The sequence below is a fragment of the Kitasatospora sp. NPDC048540 genome, assembly GCF_040651175.1.
GTDB lineage: Bacteria > Actinomycetota > Actinomycetes > Streptomycetales > Streptomycetaceae > Kitasatospora.
This window is the reverse complement of sequence record NZ_JBEZIR010000114.1, coordinates 1-21,823: the sequence shown is the minus strand read 5'-3', so window position 1 is coordinate 21,823 and position 21,823 is coordinate 1. Positions and strand designations below refer to the sequence as shown.

General features: G+C 74.8%; 19 protein-coding genes. 10 read left to right on the top strand and 9 right to left on the bottom strand.

What is annotated here, in order from left to right:
- The first annotated feature begins 5 nt into the window (after positions 1-5).
- Genes AB0D08_RS31735 through AB0D08_RS31725 form a run of 3 tightly spaced genes read left to right on the top strand, consistent with a single transcriptional unit; the run spans position 6 to position 1,938 of the window.
- Positions 6-638 (top strand): isochorismatase family protein, encoded by a 633-nt coding sequence (locus tag AB0D08_RS31735; RefSeq protein ID WP_033826191.1) that lies wholly within the window; start codon positions 6-8, stop codon positions 636-638.
- The gene (locus AB0D08_RS31730; protein ID WP_033826190.1) at positions 635-1,456 is read left to right on the top strand and encodes an ABC transporter ATP-binding protein; all 822 of its coding nucleotides are present in this window, start codon (positions 635-637) and stop codon (positions 1,454-1,456) included. The genes AB0D08_RS31735 and AB0D08_RS31730 overlap by 4 nt, the downstream gene beginning before the upstream one ends.
- Positions 1,453-1,938 carry a GNAT family N-acetyltransferase gene (locus AB0D08_RS31725; RefSeq protein WP_033826189.1) on the top strand — a complete coding sequence of 162 codons (486 nt, stop codon included), beginning with the start codon at positions 1,453-1,455 and terminating at the stop codon, positions 1,936-1,938. The genes AB0D08_RS31730 and AB0D08_RS31725 overlap by 4 nt, the downstream gene beginning before the upstream one ends.
- A 57-nt stretch (positions 1,939-1,995) precedes the next feature.
- Here the strand turns inward: AB0D08_RS31725 and AB0D08_RS31720 are convergent, their stop codons facing one another.
- A complete protein-coding gene (locus AB0D08_RS31720; protein ID WP_033826188.1) occupies positions 1,996-2,835 on the bottom strand; it encodes an EamA family transporter in 840 nt (279 codons plus the stop codon).
- Positions 2,836-2,970: 135 nt separating this feature from the next.
- Here AB0D08_RS31720 and AB0D08_RS31715 point away from each other — a divergent pair, with 135 nt between their 5' ends.
- From AB0D08_RS31715 to AB0D08_RS31700, 4 genes are all read left to right on the top strand, one after another.
- Entirely contained in the window at positions 2,971-3,555 is a 585-nt protein-coding gene (locus AB0D08_RS31715) for an XRE family transcriptional regulator (RefSeq protein WP_359893692.1), read from the top strand.
- Between the two features lie 100 nt (positions 3,556-3,655).
- Positions 3,656-4,021, top strand: coding sequence for a metalloregulator ArsR/SmtB family transcription factor (locus AB0D08_RS31710; protein ID WP_359893690.1), 366 nt, complete (start codon positions 3,656-3,658; stop codon positions 4,019-4,021).
- Complete coding sequence (locus AB0D08_RS31705) at positions 4,011-4,490, top strand: SRPBCC family protein (RefSeq protein ID WP_033826186.1); 480 nt, start codon at positions 4,011-4,013, stop codon at positions 4,488-4,490. Before AB0D08_RS31710 ends, AB0D08_RS31705 begins: the two co-directional genes overlap by 11 nt.
- 70 nt (positions 4,491-4,560) lie before the next feature.
- On the top strand, positions 4,561-5,667 hold the full coding sequence (locus AB0D08_RS31700; protein ID WP_359893689.1) for a protein kinase family protein: 1,107 nt from the start codon (positions 4,561-4,563) through the stop codon (positions 5,665-5,667).
- A gap of 91 nt (positions 5,668-5,758) precedes the next feature.
- On the opposite strand, the gene AB0D08_RS31695 is transcribed toward AB0D08_RS31700, so the two are convergent.
- Positions 5,759-7,267 (bottom strand): alkaline phosphatase family protein, encoded by a 1,509-nt coding sequence (locus AB0D08_RS31695; RefSeq protein ID WP_359893687.1) that lies wholly within the window; start codon positions 7,265-7,267, stop codon positions 5,759-5,761.
- A gap of 197 nt (positions 7,268-7,464) precedes the next feature.
- Here AB0D08_RS31695 and AB0D08_RS31690 point away from each other — a divergent pair, with 197 nt between their 5' ends.
- The 3 genes from AB0D08_RS31690 (at position 7,465) to AB0D08_RS31680 (ending at position 10,460) form a co-directional block, all read left to right on the top strand.
- Positions 7,465-8,229: a GntR family transcriptional regulator gene (locus tag AB0D08_RS31690; protein ID WP_033826183.1), complete on the top strand. Its 765-nt coding sequence runs from the start codon at positions 7,465-7,467 to the stop codon at positions 8,227-8,229.
- Positions 8,230-8,377: 148 nt separating this feature from the next.
- Positions 8,378-9,763, top strand: a complete 1,386-nt coding sequence (locus AB0D08_RS31685; RefSeq protein WP_359893684.1) for an MFS transporter — start codon at positions 8,378-8,380, stop codon at positions 9,761-9,763.
- A gap of 73 nt (positions 9,764-9,836) precedes the next feature.
- On the top strand, positions 9,837-10,460 hold the full coding sequence (locus AB0D08_RS31680) for an RraA family protein (RefSeq protein WP_033823751.1): 624 nt from the start codon (positions 9,837-9,839) through the stop codon (positions 10,458-10,460).
- A gap of 287 nt (positions 10,461-10,747) precedes the next feature.
- Here the strand turns inward: AB0D08_RS31680 and AB0D08_RS31675 are convergent, their stop codons facing one another.
- The 7 genes from AB0D08_RS31675 to AB0D08_RS31645 form a co-directional block, all read right to left on the bottom strand.
- A complete protein-coding gene (locus tag AB0D08_RS31675; RefSeq protein WP_359893682.1) occupies positions 10,748-11,845 on the bottom strand; it encodes an iron chelate uptake ABC transporter family permease subunit in 1,098 nt (365 codons plus the stop codon).
- Positions 11,842-12,903: an iron chelate uptake ABC transporter family permease subunit gene (locus AB0D08_RS31670; protein ID WP_359893680.1), complete on the bottom strand. Its 1,062-nt coding sequence runs from the start codon at positions 12,901-12,903 to the stop codon at positions 11,842-11,844. The genes AB0D08_RS31675 and AB0D08_RS31670 overlap by 4 nt, the downstream gene beginning before the upstream one ends.
- Positions 12,900-13,730, bottom strand: a complete 831-nt coding sequence (locus AB0D08_RS31665) for a siderophore-interacting protein (protein ID WP_359893678.1) — start codon at positions 13,728-13,730, stop codon at positions 12,900-12,902. The genes AB0D08_RS31670 and AB0D08_RS31665 overlap by 4 nt, the downstream gene beginning before the upstream one ends.
- Before the next feature lie 110 nt (positions 13,731-13,840).
- The gene (locus tag AB0D08_RS31660) at positions 13,841-15,565 is read right to left on the bottom strand and encodes an ABC transporter ATP-binding protein (RefSeq protein WP_359893676.1); all 1,725 of its coding nucleotides are present in this window, start codon (positions 15,563-15,565) and stop codon (positions 13,841-13,843) included.
- Entirely contained in the window at positions 15,558-17,390 is a 1,833-nt protein-coding gene (locus AB0D08_RS31655) for an ABC transporter ATP-binding protein (protein WP_063794477.1), read from the bottom strand. Before AB0D08_RS31655 ends, AB0D08_RS31660 begins: the two co-directional genes overlap by 8 nt.
- Before the next feature lie 85 nt (positions 17,391-17,475).
- On the bottom strand, positions 17,476-17,697 hold the full coding sequence (locus AB0D08_RS31650; RefSeq protein ID WP_033823755.1) for an MbtH family protein: 222 nt from the start codon (positions 17,695-17,697) through the stop codon (positions 17,476-17,478).
- A 40-nt stretch (positions 17,698-17,737) separates the two neighbouring features.
- A partial coding sequence (locus tag AB0D08_RS31645; protein ID WP_359893674.1) for an amino acid adenylation domain-containing protein occupies positions 17,738-21,823 on the bottom strand: 4,086 nt, incomplete at its 5' end.

Sequence of the window (21,823 nt, the reverse complement as noted above, 5' to 3'; positions counted from 1 at the left end):
CCACCATGGCACTTCCCGCGATCGAGCCCTACCCGATGCCCGGACCCGACCAGCTGCCCGGCCCCCGGGTGCCCTGGCGGGCCGACCCGGACCGGGCCGTCCTGCTCGTGCACGACCTGCAGAACCACTTCCTGCGGGCGTTCACCCCGGACACCTCGCCGCTGTCCGACCTGCTGGCCAACACCGCCCGGCTGCTGGGCTGGGCCCGCGCACACGGCGTCCCGGTGGTCTACTCCCACCAGCGCGGCGGCCAGAGCGCCGCGGAACGCGGCCTCCAGCTGGACTTCTGGGGCCCCGGCCTGCCCGCCGACGCCCACGCCGAGGGCATGCCCGAGCAGGTCGCACCGCAGGCCGGGGAGACCCTCCTGACGAAGTGGAAGTACAGCGCCTTCGCCCGCACCGACCTCGCCGAACGGCTCGCCGCCGCCGGCCGCGACCAGCTGGTGCTGGCCGGGGTCTACGCCCACATCGGCGTGATGATGACCGCCGCCGACGCCTGGAGCCACGACGTGCAGGCCTTCGTGGTCGGCGACGCCGTCGCCGACTTCTCCGAGCAGCACCACCGGGACGCCCTGCGCTGGGCCGCCGACAAGTGCGCCGTGGTGGTCTCCACCGACCGGCTGACGGAGGGCAAGTGACCACCGCCCAGGCCGCCCCCGGCCGGCTCGCCGCCGACCGCGTCACCCTGCGCTACGGCGACCGGGCCATCGCCACCGAGCTGTCCGTCACCATCCCGGACCACTCCTTCACCGTCATCGTCGGGCCGAACGCCTGCGGCAAGTCCACCCTGCTGCGCGCCTTCGCCCGGCTGCTGAAGCCGGCCGCCGGCCGGGTCCTGCTGGACGGCGAGCAGATCAGCGGCCTGCCCGCCAAGGAGCTCGCCCGCCGGCTCGGCCTGCTGCCGCAGAGCTCCACCGCACCGGACGGCATCACCGTCGCCGACCTGGTCTCCCGCGGCCGCTACCCGCACCAGGGGCTGCTGCGCCAGTGGTCCCGCGAGGACGAGCGGGTGGTCGCCGAGTCGATGGCCGCCACCGGCGTCGACGCCCTCGCCGAGCGGTACGTCGACGAGCTGTCCGGCGGCCAGCGCCAGCGCGTCTGGCTCGCCATGGCGCTCGCCCAGCAGACCTCCCTGCTGCTGCTCGACGAGCCGACCACCTTCCTCGACATCGCCCACCAGGTCGAGGTGCTGGACCTGTGCGCCCGGCTCCACCGCGAACAGGACCGCACCCTGGTCGCCGTCCTGCACGACCTCAACCAGGCCGCCCGGTACGCCACCCACCTGATCGCCATGCGCGACGGCGCGGTGGTCGCCGAGGGCCCGCCCGCCGAGATCGTCACCGCCGACCTGGTCGAGCGGGTCTTCGACCTGCCCTGCCAGATCATCGAGGACCCGCAGACCGGCACCCCGCTGGTGGTCCCCGCGGCCCCCGGACGACGGACGGCCGACCGGTGACACTCACCGTCGCCGCGCCCGCGGTCCGGATCGCGACCGCGGGCGACGCCGCCGCCCTGTTCGTCCTGTCGGCGCCGTTCATGCGCTCGGGCGAACTCCGGGACCGCGGCCCGGCCGACTACCGGGAACGCGCCACCGACTTCCTGATCGAGCCCGGCGACCGGGAACCGGCCCCGCCGGCCGGCTGCGTGGCGCTGCGCCCGCTGGCCCCCGAACCCGGGCACCCCGCCGCCGGACTGCTCTACAACCTGTGCGTCCACCCCGCCCGCCAGGGCACCGGCGTCGGCTCCCGGCTGCTCGCCGCCCTGCTGGCCCGCGCCGAGGACCGGGGGCTGCGGACCGTGTACGCCGCCTCCACCGGCAGCGCCGTGCTCTTCCTGCGCACCGGGTTCCGGCAGGTCCCCACCGCGCTCGCACCGGCCGGCCTGACCTCCGGCCTGGACCCGGCCCGCGGCTCCCGGGTGTACCGCTACCGGCTCTGACCGGCCGCCGGGCGATCGGCAGCGGGCGGCGGGCGATCCGCGGCGGGCGGCGGGCGGTCAGCCGAGGGCAAGCAGGCCGACCGCGACGGCGGCCACGGCCAGGCCGGCCAGCTGGCTGCGGTGGATGCGTTCGCCGAGGACGGTCCGGGCCAGCAGGACGGTGGAGGCCGGGTAGAGGGCGGTGATCACGGCGACCACCGCCAGGTCGCCGCTGCGTACGGCCAGCAGGAACGCCAGGTTGGCCAGCGAGTCCAGGACGCCGGAGCCCGCGGACAGCCACAGGCCGGGCCGCTCCGGCCCGAGGCGCCGCCACATCGCGGCCCCCGCCACCAGGGTGACGGCCGAGGAGACCGCCCGGCCGGTGATCAGCGGCGCCAGGCCGCTGTCCGACGGCGCCTGGTGCAGGCAGATCAGCTGGACCGCAATGGCGGTACCGGCGCCGACCGCGAGCAGCAGCGCGGTACGCGAGGGCCGGGAGCGGCCGCCCGTGCCGGGGCCGGCGCTGACCAGCACCACGGCGGCCAGGGCGAGCGGGATCCCGGCGGCCGCGGCCGCGCCCAGCCGCTCGCCCTGCACGAGTCCGAGGCCCACCGGCAGGACCGCGGAGACCAGCGCGGTCACCGGGGAGAGCACACTCATCGGCCCGATCGCCAGGGTCCGGTAGAGCAGCACGAACGCGGCGGCCGAGGCGGCCCCGGAGGCGGCCCCCCAGCCGACCGCGGCGCCCGACCAGTGCGCGCCGAGCAGCGGCCACAGCAGCAGTTCGACGGCGAGGCTGGCCGGTGCGGCGACCATGACGGTGCGCAGCACGTGGGCGCGGCGGGCACCGAGGCCGCCGAGGAAGTCGGCGCAGCCGTACGCCAGCGAGCTGGCGAGGGCGAGGAGCAGCGCGGGCACGGTGACACCTCCGAGTCATTGGAACGACCCCAAGGTACATCAGAACGACCGATCGGGTGCACTGCGCCGACCGCGCGGTACATTCGGACGACCGGGGGCGAGGACCCGCGAGGACGGCGAGGAGAGGTGGAGCCCGTGGCCGACACGGCGCAGGCGCTGAACACGGTGGCCCGTAACGTACGGGCCGCCCGCACCAGGGCCGGGCTGACCCTGGACCAGCTCAGCCTCCGGGCCCAGGTCAGCAAGGGCGCGCTGGTCGCCCTGGAGAAGGCCCAGGGCAATCCCAATCTCGCCACGCTGGTCCGGCTGGCCGACACGCTCGGCCTGTCGGTGTCGGCGCTGGTGCAGGGCTCCGGGCCGACCCGGGTGCAGGTGGTGGAGGCGGCGGCGGTCACCCCGCTGTGGACGGGCGGGCAGGGCGGCCGGGCGCAGCTGATGCTGACCATCGCGGGCCCCGCCCCGGTCGAGGTCTGGCGCTGGCTGCTGCACCCCGGCGAGGAGTACACCAGTCACCCGCACCCCGCCGGGGTGGTGGAGACCGTGAGCGTGACCGCCGGGTCGATGGTCCTGGCGGTCGACGGCGTCGAGCACCCGCTGCCGGCCGGGGCGACGGCCACCTTCGACGCGGACGTGCCGCACGGCTACCGGGGCGCCGGCAGCGGACCGTGCGAACTCCTGATGACCGTCCACCTGCCACCCGGCCCGCCCCACCCCTCCTGAGCGCCCCCCTGGCGCCCGGAGCACGCCCGCGCGCCCGTCCGTGCGCCCGTCCGTGCGCGCCGCCGAGCTACATATGCCGATACGGGCATATGATGGATCCATGGCACGGGCGGCGACGACGGCGGACGCGTTCAACGCCGTGGCCGAGCCCCGGCGGCGGCAGATCCTCGACGCGCTGGCCACCGGTGAGCGGTCGGTGAACGACCTGGTCGCCGCGCTGGACCTGCCCCAGCCGCAGGTGTCCAAGCATCTGCGGGTGCTGCGGGAGGTCGGGCTGGTGCTGGTCCGCGAGGAGGGCCGCCGCCGGCTGTACCGGCTGGACGGGCGCCCGCTGAAGGCCATCCACGACTGGGTGGGCCGCTACGAGCGGTCGTGGTCGCAGCGGTTCGACCTGCTGGACGCCGTCCTGGCGGACCTGAAGGACGAAGAGGCGGAACCCGACGGAGGTACCGACGATGACGAGTAACAGCCGAGCGGTGGTCACGCTGCCGACGGACACCAGCATCCTGATCACCCGGGAGTTCGACGCGCCCCGGCACCTGGTGTACCGGGCGTGGACCACCCCCGAACTCATCGAACGCTGGTGGAGCGGCGACCGCGGCAAGGTCGTCCGCGTCGAGGTCGACCTGCGGGTCGGCGGCGCCTGGCGGTACGTGATGGTGGCGAACGGCGGCTTCCAGGTCGCCTTCCACGGCGAGTACCGGGAGATCGTCCCCGACGAACGCCTGGTCACCACCGAGGTGTTCGAGGGCATGCCGGAAGCCGCGGCCCTGACCACCCTCACCCTCGCGGAGCACGACGGCCGCACCACGCTCACCGTCCTGGTCGAGCACTCCGAGCGCGCGCACCGCGACGCCCACATCGACTCCGGCATGGAGGGCGGCATGCAGGAGGCGATGGACCACCTCGAACAGGTCGCACGCTCGCTCGCCTGACGGCCACCGGCGTTCGACCGGAAGGCAGTTGACGTGCCGTCACCCCCGGCGACGGCCTAGGGTGTCGGCCATGGCACCTCCGATCCTCCCAGCGGTCCCCGCCGTACGGGCGACCACGGCGCGGGCCGCCCGGCTCGGCGCGTACGACTCCGTCTCGGCGGCACTGTCCCGGCTGGACGGTCCGGGCGCCGCCCGCCTCCTGGCCGGCGCGGTGCCCCTGGGCGCCGGGATCGGCGGCCGGACGGCGCGGGTGGAGGTCGCCGGGGTCCCGGTCTTCGTCAAGACGGTGCCGCTCACCGGCCGGGAGCTGCGCACGGCGAACCTGCTGTCCACGGCGAACCTGTTCGACCTGCCCGCGTTCTGCCACTACGGCCTCGGCAGTCCCGGGTTCGGCGTCTGGCGCGAGGTCGCCGCGCACGGCCTGACCACCGACTGGGTGCTGATGGACGAGTGCCGGGCCTTCCCGCTGCTGTACCACTGGCGGGTGGTTCCGGACTCCTGGGCGCCCGACCCCGCCGCCCGGGCGGAGCACACCGGCGAGGTCGAGCGGATGGCGGCCCGCTGGGGCGGCTCACCGGCGGTCCGGGCCCGGGCCGAGGAGCTGGGCCGGGCGACGCACAGCGTGGTGCTGTTCCTGGAGCACGTCCCGACCACCCTGGGTGCCTGGCTCGGGCGGCGGCTGGCCGGCGGCGGCGAGGGCGCCGAGGTGGCCTGGGAGCTGGCGGACGAGGGGCTGCGGGCGGGCACGGCGTTCCTGGAGTCCCGGGGGCTGCTGCACTTCGACGCCCACTTCGAGAACATCCTGACCGACGGCCGGCAGCTCTACTTCACCGACTTCGGCCTGGCCCTGCACGAGCGCTTCGCGCAGGGTCCGGCCGAGGCCGCGTTCTTCCGGGAGCACCGGGGCTACGACCGGCACCTGACCGCCACCCTGCTGGTGAACCGTCTGGTCACCGCCCTGCACGGCCTCGCCGAGGACGACCGGGACGGCCGGGACGCGCTGGTGCGCAAGTACGCCGAGGGCGCGGCGCCCGACGACCTGTCCCCGTCGGCGGCCCGGATCATCGGCCGGGACGCGCAACTGGCGGCCGCGGCGACCGAGTTCCACCGGGCCGTCCAGGGCGGGAGCCTGCACACCCCCTATCCGCGGCTGCCGCCGGACGGCGCCGCCGGGTGATCCCGGTCCCGGTCCCGCTCCCCGGCCGCACTCCCCGGCCGCGGGAGCGCGCGGCCGGGGAGCGGTGAGCGGTGAGCGGTGAGCAGGGGGCTCAGAAGGTCAGGGCGACCTGGTCGACGGTCCAGAACGCGCTGTTGGTGCCGGTGTAGCGGAACTGCAGTTGCGCGCTGGTGGCGCCGGCCGGGACGGCCACGGTCAGCTTCTCGAAGCCGTTGAGGTCCGAGCGGTACGACTTGACCAGCTGCGGGGTGCCGGAGTCGAAGGTGATGTAGACGTCGCCGGTCTGCGGGCCGTCGATCTTGTAGTTGGTGGCGTAGCTCAGCGTGGCCGTGGCCGCGCCGCCCACCTGGTAGCGGGGGCTGAGCAGGGTGGAGTCGAACTGCCCGGCGCCGTGCGACTTGTCGTCCCACTCGTCGGAGTCGGCGACCGCGAAGACGTTGCGGGCCCGGACGTTGGTCTCCCGGGACTGGCCGAGCTGCGCGGCGGTCCAGAACTCGTCGGTGGCGAAGGCCCAGCCGCGCCACTCGGTGACACCGCCGCTGGGCATCCGGGAGTTGTCGATGCTCCAGCCGCTCGGCGGGGTGTGGGTCCAGCCCTTGACGCCGGCCGGGATGCCGGTCTCGTCGGTGCGGGTCTGCAGGCCCGTCCGCAGGGTGTCGAAGGCGTCGGGGGTGATCTCGTCGATCGGCCTGCCGTCGAGCTTCCAGGCCGGGTCGACCGCCACGCCCTCGTGCTTGAGCACGGTCGGCGCGATGTCGACGAGCTTGACGTCCTGGCGGGTGGAGCCGGGCGCGTAGCCCGCGCCGTCGGCGACCACGAAGGTCTGCCGCTCGACGGCACTGTTGCCGCCGTGGCCGCCGGCGTCGGTGTGGCCGTGGTCGGTGGTGACCACGATCAGCCAGTCCTCCGAGGCGTAGCTGGGGCGGGCCTTGACGGCGGCGACCACCTGGCCGACCAGGCCGTCGACCGAGTGGATCGCGGCCGCGTACTGGGGGCTGGTGCCGCCGTAGCTGTGACCGGCCTCGTCGACCTGGTCGAAGTGCAGGAAGGCGGTGTCGGGGTTGCCGTTGCGCAGGTAGTCGGCGGCGTCGGCGGCGGTCTTGGTGTCGTTGTCGGCCTCCGGGATCCGCAGATCGGCCTTGCCGTTGAAGACGGTGTCGGCGACCGGGCTCCAGGACGCGACCACCAGGGTGGAGGCGGCCGGGGCGGCGGTCTCCAGGCGGGTGGCCAGGTCCGGGTAGAGGTCGTAGTGCGAGCCGGCGAAAGTGTTGTCCTTGACGCCGTGCTTGTCCGGCCACACACCGGTGGCGATGGTCGACCAGCCCGGGCCGGACAGGGTCGGGGCGAGCGGGTTGGCGTAGAGGTTGCTGGTGGCGGTCATGCCGCCGGCCATCAGGGCCTTGAGGTTCGGGGCGTCGGCCGTCAGCAGCTTGTCGTACCGGGTGCCGTCGATGCCGATGACCAGCGTCTTGGCCTGCTTGGTGCCGTCCGGCAGACCCTTGTACGGGCCGGTGGCGGCGGTGGCCTGAACGGCCGTCAGCGAGAGCGCCGCCGCCGCGGCAGCGGTGACGGCGGCGGCGATCCGGAGGGTGCGGGACATGCGCACGGGGGCTCCTGGAGGAGGGGGGACGAGTCGCGGCGCGGCTGGCGCCGGTACCGAGAGTGGGGGCGCCCGGCGAGGTGCGAGCCTCCCGGAGCGCACCGACGCATGAACAGCACGGGAACTTCGGTCCATACCAGTTACTATTTCGTGACCCAATCCCGGCCGGGCCGATCACCGGCCGATAGGGTGGCGCGATGAGCCCAGGCACCCCGCACGCACCAGGTACGCCCGTCCGCTCCGGCGTCCCGGAGCACGGCCGGCTGCCGAAGTACTACGTCGTCAAGACGGAGTTGGGCGGGCTCCTGGACGAGCTCGGACCGGGCGGCCGGCTGCCCACCGAGGTCGAGCTCGCCGCCCGATACGGGGTGGCCAGGGCGACCCTGCGGCAGGCGCTGCGCGAGTTGCTGCTGGAGGGCCGGCTGCGCCGCCGGGGCCGGGGCACCGTGGTGGCCGATGCCAAGCTCGAACAGCCGCTGTCGCTCGCCAGCTACACCGAGGGCGTCAGCCGGCAGGGCATGCGGCCGGGCCGGACGCTGATCGGCCTCGACCGCTTCCCCGCCGACGCGGTGACGGCCGGACAGCTGGAGGTCCCCGAGGGCGAGCCGGTCTGGCACCTCGAGCGGGTGCTGCTCGCCGACGAGGAGCGGATCGGCCTGGAGAGCACGTACGTGGCGGTGGCCCGGGTGCCGCGGCTGGACGTCGACTTCGACCCGTCCTCCTCGTTCTACGCCTACCTGCGCGAGCAGGGCGCCGAGCTCGGCACCGGACAGGAGCGGATCGAGACGGTGCTCGCCACCCCGCGCGAGGCGCTGCTGATCGGCACCCCGCCCGCGCTGCCGATGCTGCTGCTGCACCGCCGAAGCCGGGACGCGGCCGGCGGACCGCTGGAGCAGGTGCGCTCGCTCTACCGGGGCGACCGGTTCAGCTTCACCCTCGACCTGCGGGCGCCCGGGGCCTGAACCCCGCCCGCCAGGGCCCTGATCCGGCCGCCGGTACCCCTCGTCCAGGAGTGTCGACATCAAGTATCTTGACGTCGAGATTGTTTTGGGGCAGTCTTCCCCAGGTCTCTTGACGTCAAGAGATGTTCCGGTGGACTGGAGGACGGGGATGCGGCGCGAGAACGGGGCCCGGACGGCCCGGGAGGGCGGACTGGCGGCGCAGCTGCGCCGGCCGCCGGGCGGCCGGGACGGGCGGACCATGCTGATCGCCCAGTTCCTGGACCGGACGGGCACCGGCGTGTGGGCCGCGTCCTCGGTGCTGTTCTTCACCTTCGTCGCCGGACTGGACGCCGGACGGCTGGGCCTGCTGCTCGGCGCGGCCGGGGTCGCGGGCATCCTCGGCTCCCCGATCGCGGGCCGGCTGGCCGAACGCTTCCCGGTCCGCTCCCTGCTGATCGGCTGCCACCTGCTGCGGCTGGCCGCGCTGTCGCTGCTGCTGGTCCGCACCGAGTTCGCCGTCCTGCTGCCGGTGGTCGCCGTCACCTGCGTCGGAGACCGGATGGCCAAGACCCTCGAGATGCTGTTCGCGACCAGGGCGGCCGGCCCGCAACGCACCACCTACCAGGCGCTGTCGCGCAGCGCGGCCAACGCGGGCTACGCCCTCGGCTCCGGGATCGCCGCGCTCGGCCTCGCCGTCGGCACCCGCGGCGCGTACCACGCCCTGATCCTGCTCGACCTGCTCTCCTTCCTTGCCGCCGCCGTCCTGGTCCGGCGCACCCGCGAGGCCGTCGACCGGGCCGAGCGCGGGCCGGCCGCCGCCGGGACCCCGGCCGACCGGCCGCAGGGCCCCGCGCCGAGCCCCTGGCGGGACCGCCGCTACCTGCTGTTCGTCCTGCTGGACACCCCGCTCAGCCTGGACGACTCGGTGCTCGGCGTCGGGCTGCCGCTGTGGCTGGTGAGCCGCACCGGCGCCCCGCACGCGCTCGTCCCGGCCTTCCTGGTGGTCAACACGGTCCTGGTGGTGGTCCTGCAACTGCGGGTCTCCGCCCGGGTCACCACCGCGCGCCGGGCCGCCGACGCCGTACCGCTGTACGGGCTCGCCGTGCTCGCCACCTGCGTCCTGGTGGCGGCCGCCACCGGGCGGGGACCCTGGACGGCCGCGGCCGCCCTGCTGGCCGCCGCCGTGCTGGCCACCTCGGCGGAACTGCTGCGCTCGGTGACCTCCTGGGAGCTGGCGCTGGCCCTGGCACCCCGGCAGGCGCGGGCCTCCTACCTGGGGGTGGCCGGGATTGCACAGTCCGTCCAGAAGTCCGCCGGGCCGCTGCTGCTGACCGGCGCGGTGATGGCCGCCGGTCCGGCCGGCTGGCTGGCGCTCGGCGCCGCGGTCGCGGGCCTGTCGGTCCTGCAACGGCGCACCTGCCTGCGGCGGCTGGCCGCCCTGGACACGCCGGACACCGTGAACACCGTGGACACCGTGGACGCCGAGCAACCCGCCCCGACGCCCGACGCACCGTCAGGGTCACCCGCCGCCGGTCCCGTCACCGCCCGCGGCTGAACCCGGCCACCCGCCACCGACACCGGCCCCGCCCGCACCGGCGGGGCGCATCCGACCGAAGGGGACCACCACCATGAACGACACCACCGGATTCGCGGACCTCTCCCCGACCACCCTCGCCGACGTGCTCGGGCACGGACAGGTCATGGATCTCGGCATCCGTCCGCTATGGCCGTCGGCCGGCCGGGTCGCCGGACCGGCGTTCACCGTCCGGTGCCCGCCGGGCGACAACCTGATGCTGCACGCGGCGATCCACCGGGCGGAGCCCGGCTCGATCGTGGTCGTCGAGGCCGGTGACGTCGAGTTCGCGGTCGCGGGCGGAAACGTCTGCGCCGTCGCCCAGCGCCGGGGCATCGCGGCCTTCGTGGTCGACGGGGTGATCCGCGACCTCGCCGAGGTGCGCGCGATGGGCTTCCCGGTCTTCGCCCGTGGCGTCGTCCCGGTCCCCGGCGCCAAGGCCGCCGTCGCGCCGCTCGGCGGCCCGGTGCGCTGCGGCGGGGTGACCGTGCGCGCCGGCGACGTCGTGGTGGCCGACGAGGAGGGCGTCGTGGTCGCCCCGGGCGACCGCCTCGATCAGGTCCTCCTCGCCGCCCGGGCCAAGGCGGCCCAGGACGCCGAAGTCTCCCTGGACGCCTGGGAGGCCGCACACCGCGCCCGGATCGACGAGATCCTGCACGCCAACGGCTGGACCGACTGACCGGACACCGGACCCCGGCCGTGTGCGGCGTCCCGCCGGTGGGGTGCCGACGCCCACCGCCCGGCGGCACGAGGGCACCGGCGCACGGGTCCGGGCCGCCGGCCGGGCACCGCCCACGGCCCTGTCGCGTACGGCCTCCGGAGCGGCGACCCCGGCCGCACCGGCAGCGATCACCGGGACCGGTCACCCCCCGCCGGTACCGCACGCCGATGCCACGCGGCCCCACCGACCCGCCGGCCGCCCCGCACCCTGCCCGCGCCCTGCCCGGGACCGCTCCGTCGGCCCGTTCAGCCGCGGCCGGTGCGCCACTGGCGGGCGATCAGCCACACCAGGTAGCACCCGCCGAGCACGCCGGTGAGCACACCGACCGGCAACTGGGTGGGCGCCAGCAGCCGCTGCGCCGCGAGGTCGCTGAGCACCAGCAGCAGCGCGCCGAGCACCGCCGACCCGGCCAGGTTCGGGCCGGTGGCGCCGGTCAGCCGGCGGACGGCCTGCGGGGCGACCAGCGCGACGAACGGGATCGGCCCGGCCGCGGCCGTGGCCGCGGCGGTGAGCCCGACGCCGACCAGGACCAGCCACAGCCGCAGCCGGTCGGGCCGCACCCCGAGCGAGGCCGCGGCGTCGTCCCCCATCTCCAGCAGCCGCAGCGGGCGGCCGAGCAGCAGCGCGGCCGGCAGCAGCAGGGCGAGGACGGCGGCCATCGGGACGCAGTGCTCCCAGCCGCGGGCGTTCAGACTGCCCGTCAGCCAGACCGCGGCTCCGGCCGCGTCGCTGAACGAGGCCCGGGCGATCAGGTAGTCGTTGACCGAGGCGAGCAGGGAGCTGACGCCGATGCCGACCAGCACCAGCCGGTAGCCCTGGGCGCTGCCGCTGCGGGCCAGCAGGTAGACCAGCAGCGAGGTCAGCAGCCCGCCCGCCACGGCGCCGCCGGCCACCGTCGCGGCGCTGCCGCCGATCACCAGGATCACCAGCAGCGCGCCGGTGGCGGAGCCGAGGGTGAAGCCGATGACGTCGGGGCTGCCGAGCGGGTTGCGGGCGACGCTCTGGAACAGTGAGCCCGCCACCCCGAGCGCGGCGCCGACCAGGACGGCGGTGAGCACCCGGGGCAGCCGCAGCTCCATCACGATGTAGCGGTCGGCGCGGGCGCCGCCGCCGCTGAGCACGTCCAGCACGTCGGAGACGGCCAGCGGGAAGTCACCGGTGGTCAGGGTCCACACCACGGCGGCGGACAGGGCCGCCGTCAGCACCGCGCAGACGGCGACCGCCCGCCGGTGCAGGCGCAGCGAGTACCCGCCGGGCAGGCGCAGGGCGTACAGCGGCACCCGGGTGGCGGGGGCCGGTTCGGAGGTCCGGGCGGCCGGGGCCAGGACCGTGGGGCTGTTCACAGTTGGGCGATCCTCCGGCCGCGGACGAGGGCGATGAAGAGCGGGGCGCCGAGGAAGGCGGTGACCACCCCGGCCTGGAGTTCGGCGGGGTGCAGCACCACCCGGCCGACCAGGTCGGAGCCGAGCAGCAGCACCGGGGCGAGCACGGCGGAGAACAGCAGCACCCAGCGCTGGTCGGGCCCGGCCAGCCGGCGGGCCACGTGCGGGACGGCGAGGCCGACGAAGGCGATCGGCCCGACGGCCGCGGTGGCCGCGCCCGCCAGCAGGGTGACCGCGGTCATCGCGAGCAGCCTGGTACGGCCCGGGTTGGCGCCCAGCGCGTGCCCGGCGTCGTCGCCGAGGGCGAGCGCGTTCAGCGGCCGGGCGAGGGCGAGGGCGAGCACCGCACCGACGGCGAGGAACGGCAGCACCTGGCCGACGATCGGCGCCTCCACCCCGGCGAGGGTGCCGACCTGCCAGAACCGGAACCGGTTGAGGGTGAGCGGGTCGAGCAGGATCAGGCCGTTGACGAATGCGGTGAGCACGGCCGTGATCGCGGTGCCGGCCAGCGCCAGCCGTACGGGTGTGGCGGAGGCCCGGCCGCCGCTGCCGAGCACGTGCACCAGGACGGCGGCGACCGCGGCGCCGGCCAGCGCGAACCAGACGTACGAGCCGAAGCCGCGCAGGTCGAGCAGGGCGGTCCCGGCGGCGACCGCGGCGGCCGCGCCGCCGTTGACGCCGAGGAGGCCCGGGTCGGCGAGCGGGTTGCGGGTGAGCGCCTGCATCAGGGCGCCGGCCAGCCCGAGGGCGGCGCCGACCGCGATGCCGAGGACGGTGCGCGGGATGCGGGAGTGGTGCACGACGATCCAGTCACCGTCGGTGGGTTCGTGGTGCAGCAGGACGTGCCAGACCTGGGCCGGCGGGATGTTCTTGGCGCCGACGGCGAGACCGGCGGCGGCCAGCAGCGCGAGCAGGGCGAGGCAGGCCAGCAGGCGGGTGAGCCGGCGGCCGGTCCCGGCGCTGCGGCGCGCGGCGGCGGCGGGCGCCGGGGCCGCCTTGTCGAGGGTCGGGGTGGTCATGCGTGCTCGTGCTCGTCGTCCTCGTGGTGGTCGTGGTTCTCCACGCCGCGCTTCCAGTACCCGTCGACGTCGACCTGGTGGCGGTGCAGGCCGCGTTCCTCGCGCAGGTGGCGGCGGATCGGCTTCAGGCTGGCGGCCTCGCCGGCCACCCAGGCGAAGCCCATGCCCTCGGGCAGGTCGGCGCCGCGGATCGCCCGCTCCAGCAGGTCGGTGGTGCCGGACGGGGCGTCACCGCGGTGCAGCCAGGTCAGGGTCAGGTCGGTGCGGGTCTCGAACTGCTGCTCGTCCTGCGGTCCGGAGACCTCGGCGAACGCGATCACCTTGACGCCGGCGGGCAGCATCTCGATCCAGCGGGCGAGGGCCGGCAGGGCGGTCTCCTCGGCACCCAGCAGGTACCAGTCGTGGACGAAGTCGACCACCTCGGAGCCGCGCGGGCCGAGCACGCCGAGGGTCATCCCGGGCTCGGCGTCGGCGGCCCAGGTGGAGCCGACGCCGGTGCCGTGCAGGACCATGTCGACGTCGATCTCCCGCTCGGCCCGGCGGTGGTGACGGATCGTGTAGTCGCGGGTGACGGGCTCGACCGGGGCGTCCATCCAGGTGTCGTTCTCGACCACCGGCTCGACCGGGAGCTCGTCGCCGGGGTGGGGGAAGCAGAGCTTGACGTGGTCGGTGGGGGCCTGCTCGCAGAAACCTTCCAGCGCGTCACCGGCGAAGGTCACCCGGACCGTCCCCGGGGTGATCCGGTGGACCCGCTTGACCTCCAGCAGGCGGTACTTGAGCGGATGGCGGACGATCCGCATGCGCGGCGGAGAGGTCTCGGTGGTCATCGTTTCGGCCCAATCCGGTGAGAGGCGGCGCGGTCCTGCGCCTGCGCCCGTGCCGCCGGCCCGAGGGATCGGACCGGCGGCACGGAACGGCAGATCGTGATTAGGTTAGCCTAACCTGCACTGTGCAGGCTACCGGCGGGCTCCCCCACCAGCCTCCCCCCGTCCAGCCGGACCACCCGGGGCATCCGGGCGATGGTGGCCGGACGGTGGGCGATCACCACCAGCGTGCAGTCGGCCCGCAGTTCGTCCAGCGCGTGCTCCAGCCGGGCCGCCGTGACCGGGTCGATGTCGGCGGTCGCCTCGTCCAGCACCAGGACCGCCGGGTCGGCCAGCACCGCCCGGACCAGACCGAGGATCTGCCGCTCGCCGGCCGACAGGTTGCCACCGCGCAGTCCGACCTCGGCGTCCAGGCCGCCCGGCAGGTCCGCGATCCACTCGCGCAGGCCGAGCCGGTCGACCGTCCGCTCGATCCGGGACCGGTCCGGGGCGCCCTGGACCAGGGCGAGGTTGTCGGCGATCGTGCCGGACACCATCCGCACCTCCTGCGGCACCAGCACGATCCGGCGCCGCAGTTCGTCCTCCGGGATCTCCCGCAGGTCGGTGCCGGCGAAGGTGACCGCACCGGCGTCCGGGCGGTACAGGCCGCACAGCAGCTTGGACAGCGTGGTCTTGCCGGAGCCGGTCTCGCCGACCACACCGGTCCGGCTGCCCACCGGGAACTCCAGCGACATCGCGTGCAGCACCCGGCCGTCGGCCCGGTACGCGTACTCGATCCCGGTGCACCGCAGGTCACCGTTGGCGGGCAGCACCGCGCCGGGCCCACCGGCGGGCGCCCGGACGGGCTCCGCGTCGGTGGCGGCCAGCAGGTCCAGCAGGCGGGCCAGCCCGGTCCGGGCGGTCTGCACCTCGCCGACCAGCTGGGAGAGGTCCGCGAAGGAGTCGAACAGGTTGCGGCTGGCCAGCACGAAGACCACCACGGTGCCCACGCTCAGGCTGTCGCGGGTCACCAGCCAGCCGCCCACCAGCAGCAGTACCACCAGGGCGAACCCCTCGACCAGGCTCACCAGGTCGATCCGGTTCTCCACCCGCAGCGCCCGGCGGGCCGCGCCCACCGCGAACCGGTTCTCCGCGTCGAAGCGGCGGGTCCAGCCGGGCAGACCGCGGGAGGTCTGCAGCGCCTCACGGGCGGTCAGCGTCTCGGTGAAGGTGGCCGCCACGGCCGCCTCCGCGTTGGCCTTGCCGCCGAAGGCGGGCCCGGCGTCGCGCTGGAACCAGCGGGTCACCAGCAGGGTCAGCGGGACGAACACCACCAGCTGCACCAGGAGCAGCAGCCACGAGTAGGCGACCATCACCACCAGGGTGAAGGCCAGCGTCGCGGCGGCCGAGACCAGGTTGCGCAGGTGCAGCCGGACGAACGCGGCCAGCGCGGCCACCTCGCCGGTCGCCCGGCGCAGCAGCTCACCGGTGCGGTGGGTCTCCAGGAAGCGCAGCGGGGCGGTGGCGAGGTTCTCCACCGCCTGCTCCCGCAGGGTGCGCACGACCTGCTCGCCGGCCCGGGCGAGCAGCAGCTCACCGGCGCGGGCGAAGCCGAGCTGGGCCAGCGCCAGCACGGCCAGCAGGGCGACGGCCCGGCCGAGGCCGCCGCGGTCGCCGTCCAGGACGGCGTTGGTGGCCATGCCGATCAGCGGCGCGACGGCGACCAGCGCCGCCGAGTCGGCCAGACCGACGCCGACCGCGACGCCCAGCCGGCTGCGGTGCGGACGCAGGTAGGGGGCGGCCCGCCGGAGCAGCGCGCGCTCGTCGGGCTCGTCCTGGAGCAGGGGCTGCTCAGCCACGGCCGGCCTCCACGGGGGTCTCGGTGCCGGCAGGGTCGGTGTCGGCGTGCTCGGCGCCGAGGGTCTCGGCGCCGGCGGTCTCGGCCGTCGGCGCCTCCAGGTGCACCACCCGGTCGGCGGCGTCCAGGACGGCGGTGCGGTGGGTGGCGAAGACGACGGTGCGGTCCTTGGCCCAGTCCCGCAGCCGGTCCAGCACCAGTTGCTCGGTGGCGGTGTCCAGGGCGGAGGTGGAGTCGTCCAGCAGCAGCACCTTGGGGTCGCCGAGCAGCGCCCGGGCGATGGCGAGGCGCTGGACCTGGCCGCCCGACAGGGCGGTGCCGCCCTCACCGAGTTCGGTGGCGTAGCCGTCCGGCATGGCGGCCAGCTGGTCGTGGATGCCGGCGGTGCGGCACGCCTCGTACAGCGCCTCGTCGTCGAGGTCGCGGCCGAGCCGCAGGTTGTCGGCGACGGTCCCGGACAGCAGCAGCGGGCGCTGGGCGACGTACGCGATCCGGGCCCGGACCTCGTCCAGGGCGACGGTGCGCAGGTCGGTGCCGCCGTAGGCGACGGTGCCGGTGTCCGGGTCGTCGAGGCGGACCGGCAGACGCAGCAGGGTGGACTTGCCGGAGCCGGTGGCGCCGGAGAGCGCGAGGAACTCCCCGTGCCGCACGGTGAGGTCCAGCGGGGCGAGCACGGTACGGCCGTCACGGACCGCGCCGACCCCGGTGAGGGTCAGCTCGCCGGTGGCGGGCAGCGGCCGCGCCTCGGCCGGGCCGGGCTCGGTGACGGTCGGCCGGATGGACAGCGCCTCGTCGATCCGGGCGGCGGCGACATCGGCCTGGCCGCGCTCCAGCAGCCGGTCGACCAGCACCCGGGTGGCGAGGGTGACGATCGCCATCCAGGAGGTGAAAGCGGTCAGGCCGCCGATGCTGAGCCTGCCCTCCAGTACGGCGAGTCCGCCGATGCCGATGCCGGCTGCCACCGCGAGGCGCGGGACGAACGGGGCGACGGCTGCCCAGGACGCCTCGATCCGGGCCGCGGTGACGGTCCGCCCGGTGACCTCGGCGCTGGCGGTGCGGTGGCGCTCCACCAGCGGCCGGTGGCCGCCGGTGCCGCGCAGACCGGTGCCGACCTGGAGCAGGTCGGCGACGGCGTCGGCGCGTTCGCCGTGCGCCCGGGCCAGCTCGCCGCTGGCGGCGGCGAAGCGCTTGGGGAAGTGGAGGTTGACCCAGACCAGGAACGGCAGGGTGGCCAGGGTGACCAGCAGCAGGCTGGTGTCGAGCACGGCCAGCGCGGGAAGCACGACGACGAAGGTGGTCCCCAGCACGACCCAGACCGCCAGGCCGTGCACCCACTCGCGGACCAGGTCGGTGTCCCGGGTGGCCCGCATCGCCAGGTCGCCGTGGCCCCGGGTGGCGAGCGCGGCCCGGTCCAGGCGGGACAGGTGCCGCAGCAGGCGGCCGCGCAGGTCGGCGCCGACCTTGGCGTCCGCGTACCCGGCGAGGAACTGCCACAGGTAGAGGCCGACGAACTGGACCAGCGCGGTGGCGGCGGCGGCGCCGCACCAGAACAGCAGAGCGCCGCTGTCGTGCTTCTTCACACCCTCGTCGAGCGCCTGCTGGACGCACCAGGGCACCGCGAGCAGGGCGACCTGCCGGACGGCGGCGGCGACCATGGCGGCGATGACGGTGCCGCGGTGCGGCTTCAGCGAGCCGCGCAGCAGGGCCCGGGCCCGTCGGCGGCGCTCCGGGGAGAGCGCGCCGGGCTCCAGGTCCTCGTCGGCGAGCTGTTCGGCGGTCAGCCCGTCCGGGGGCTCGGTGGCGGGGTCCGTCTGGTGGGTGCTCACGTGGGTGGGGTATCCGTCTGTCGGAACGGGCATGGACTGCCGGCGGTCCCGGGGACGGCGGGCTGCGCCGTCCCCGGGAGGACCGTCAGGAGGCGGCGGCCGAGCGGGCGATCAGGCTCGCGGGGCGCATGTCGGTCCAGTGCGCGTCGACGTACTCGCTGCACGCCTGGCGGGTGTCCTCGCCGTGCACGACGGTCCAGCCGGCCGGGATCTCGGCGAAGGCCGGCCACAGCGAGTGCTGGTTCTCGGCGTTGACCAGGACGTAGTAGCGGGCGTCGTCGTCCTCGAACGGGTTGGTGGCGCTCATGGTTGTCTTCCTTCGGGATGGGAGGGAGCGGTCGGAGGGGTCAGTCGGAGCAGGGGACGGCGGCGTCGGAGCCGCCGAGGGCGGTGAGCACGGTCGCGTCGACCAGGAACTCGGTCAGTGCGGCGACCGAGGGCCGGGCCAGCAGGTCGGCGAGGCCGAGCGGGTGGCCGAACTCCGCCCGCAGGCCCTGGAGCAGAGCCATCGCGAGCAGCGAGTGGCCGCCCAGATCGAAGAAGTTCTCGTCGATGCCGACCGAGGGCAGGCCGAGTGCCTCGGCGAAGACGGCGTGCACCCGTTCCTCGCTGGCGAACCGGGGGCCGCGCACCGGCCCGGTGGCCGTGAAGTCGGCAGCCGTGGGCGCGGGGAGGGCCTTGCGGTCGAGCTTGCCGTTGACGGTCAGCGGCAGCGCGTCGAGGACGACGAACGCGGACGGGACCATGTACTCCGGCAGGCGCTCGGACAGCATACGACGGACCGCGCCGGTCTCCACCTCCCGGTCCGCCGGGACCAGGTACGCGGCCAACCGCTTGACCCCCGGGGTGTCCTCACGGACCACCACGGCGGCCTGGGCCACGGCGGGGTGCGTGGTCAGGGCGTCCTCGATCTCGCCGGGCTCGACCCGGTAGCCGCGGATCTTCACCTGGTCGTCGACGCGGCCGAGGAAGTCCAGCAGCCCGTCCTGACGCCAGCGCACCACATCGCCGGTCCGGTACATCCGGTCCCCCGGCTCGCCGAACGGGTCGGCGACGAACCGCTCGGCGGTCAGCCCAGGCCGGTTGAGGTAGCCGCGCGCGAGACCCACGCCCGCGATGTAGAGCTCGCCGGCCACCCCCACCGGTACCGGGCGCAGATGGGCGTCCAGGACGTGGGCGCGGGTGTTCCAGATCGGACGGCCGACGGTCGCGGTGTCGGAGTCGAGCGTGCCACCGCCCAGGGTGTTGATGGTGTACTCGGTCGGGCCGTACAGGTTGTAGCCCATGACGCCCGGGGTGTCACGCAGCTTGGACCACAGGGTCTCGGCCACCGCCTCACCACCGAGCAGCACCAGCACCGGGCGGTGCCGCTCCCCGTCCAGCAGACCGCGGTCGACCAGTGCCTGGGCGTACGAGGGCGTCACGTTGATGACGTCGATCTCATGGGTGGCGCAGTACGCGGCGAGGGCCTCCGCGTCGCGGCGCAGGGCCTCGTCGAGGACGTGCACCTCGTGTCCCTCGACCAGCCAGAGCAGCTCCTCCCACGACATGTCGAACGAGAACGACACCGTGTGCGCGATCCGCAGCCGACGACCACCCGCCGACGCCACCACCGGATCGAAGATCGCCTCACGATGGTTCAACTGCATGTTCGTCAGACCACGGTACGGCGTCACCACACCCTTCGGCCGACCCGTCGAACCCGACGTGAAAATCACATACGCCGGCGCATCCAGATCCACCCGGACCCCCAGCGGAGCGCCCGACAGCCCCGCCAACTCGGCCTGCACCTCCGCCGAATCCAGCAACACCACCTCGGCCGCCCCCGGCATCAACCCCACGGCCGAAGAATCCGTCACCAGACACACCGGCCCGGTCTCCTCCACCATGAACGCCAACCGCTCCCGCGGATAGTCCAACTCCAACGGCAGATACGCCGCCCCCGTCCGCAACACCGCGAACAACGCCGCCACCATCTCCAACGAACGCGGCAACCCCAACGCCACCACCCGCTCAGGCCCCGCCCCACGCGCCACGAACAACCGCGCCAGACGATTCACCCGCGCATCCAACTCCGCGTACGACCACGACGAACCACCGAACACCAACGCCGTCTCACCCGGCACCAGCGCCGCACGCTCCGCCAACAGATCCGCCACCGTCGCATCCGGCAACACCCGCGACGTCGCCACCCACTCCCCCAACACCAACCCACGCTCACGCACCGTCAGCACGTCGAGGGAGCCGATGCGGCGGTGCGGGTCGGCGGCGACCTGCTCCAGCAGCGCGAGCAGCCGCTCGACCAGGGCCTCGGCGGTCGAGCGCTCGTAGAGGTCGGTGGCGTACTCGAAGGCGATGTCGATCTCCTCGGAGACCGAGGTCTCCTCGAAGTTGAAGTCGAGTTCGAACTTGACCGCGCCCAGCTCGAAGGGCTGGATGCGGCTCTCCAGGCCGAGCAGGCTGCCGCCCTGGCCGTCGTTGTGCTGGTAGCCGAGCATCACCTGGAACAGCGGGTGCCGGCCGGCCACCCGGGGCGGGTTGACGGCCTCGACCAGGCGGTCGAAGGGCAGGTCCTGGTGCGCGAACGCGGCCAGGTCCGACTCCCGGGTGCGGGTGAGCAGGTCGGCGAAGGTCGGGTCGCCGGAGAGGTCGTTGCGCAGCACCAGGGTGTTGACGAAGAACCCGACCAGGCCGTCCAGCGCGGCGTCCGAGCGCCCGGCGACGGGGGCGCCGAGGGGGATGTCGGTGCCCGCGCCGAGCCGGTGCAGCAGGGTGGCGACGGCGGCCTGGAGCACCATGAAGGTGGTCGTGCCGGTGGAGCGGGCGGCCTCCCGCAGTCCGCGGTAGACGGCCGGGGGGACCTGCGCGTACACGGTGTCGCCGCGGTACCCGGCGACCGGCACCCGCGGGTGGTCGGTGGGCAGCGGCAGTTCCTCCGGCAGGCCGGCCAGCGCCTGCCGCCAGTACGCCACCTGGCGGCTGTGCAGGCTCTCGCCGTCCTCGGGGCCGCCGAGCAGCTCCTGCTGCCACAGGGTGTAGTCGGCGTACTGGACCGGCAGCGGCGCCCAGGTGGGCGCGGTGCCGGTGGTGTGGGCGGCGTAGGCGGTGTTCAGGTCGTCGATGAACGGGAGCATCGACCACTCGTCACCGGCGATGTGGTGGAACAGCAGCACGATCGCGTGGTCCGCCGGGCCGACCGCCAGCACACTGACCCGCAGCGGCAGTTCGGTCGAGAGGTCGAAGCCGTACCGGACGGCCGCCTCGATGTCGGCGGCCAGGGTCCGCTCGCCGGACGCCACCAGGTGCAGGGTCTGCGCGGCGGCGTCCCTGACCTCCTGGAACACCGAGCCGTTGCGCTCGGTGAAGACCGTCCGCAGGCTCTCGTGGCGCTCGGTCACCGAGATGACGGCGGCGCGCAGCGCGTCCAGGTCGAGCTCGCCGGTGACCCGGACCACCAGCGGCACGTTGTAGGTGGCGCCGGAGCCGTCCAGGTTCTGCAGGAACCACATCCGGCGCTGGGCGTGCGACAGCGGCAGCTCGGCGGGCCGCTCGCGGCGGACCAGGGCCGGGCGGGTCTCGCCGCCGGCGGCGGCCCGGTGGGCCAGACCGGCCGGGGTGGGCGCCTCGAAGAGGTCACGCACGGTCAGCTGGGCGCCGAGCACCGTCCGCAGCCGGCCGACCAGGCGGGTGGCGAGCAGCGAGTGGCCGCCGAGGTCGAAGAAGTGGTCCTCTGGGCCCACCTCGGACAGGCCGAGCACCTCGGCGAAGACGCCGCAGAGGATCTCCTCGCGGGCGTCGCGCGGGGCGCGCCCGGCGCCCGTGCCGGTGCTGTCGGGGGCGGGGAGGGCCTTGCGGTCGAGCTTGCCGTTGACGGTCAGCGGCAGCGCGTCGAGGACGACGAACGCGGACGGGACCATGTACTCGGGCAGGCGCTCGGCGAGGCCGCTGCGGACCTCCGCGACGTCGATGCCGGGGCCGGCCGGGACGAGGTAGGCGGCCAGCCGCTTGACCCCGGGGGCGTCCTCGCGGACCAGGACGGCGGCCTGGGCGACGGCGGGGTGCGTGGTCAGGGCGTCCTCGATCTCGCCGGGCTCGACCCGGTAGCCGCGGATCTTCACCTGGTCGTCGACGCGGCCGAGGAAGTCCAGCAGCCCGTCCTGACGCCAGCGCACCACATCGCCGGTCCGGTACATCCGCTCGCCCGGCTCGCCGAACGGGTCGGCGACGAACCGCTCGGCGGTCAGCCCAGGCCGGTCGAGATAGCCGCGCGCCAGACCGACACCGGCCACGTACAGCTCACCCGCGACACCGACCGGCACCTGCCGGAGGTGGCCGTCGAGGACGTGGGCGCGGGTGTTCCAGATCGGACGGCCGACGGTCGCGGTGTCGGAGTCGAGCGTGCCACCGCCCAGGGTGTTGATGGTGTACTCGGT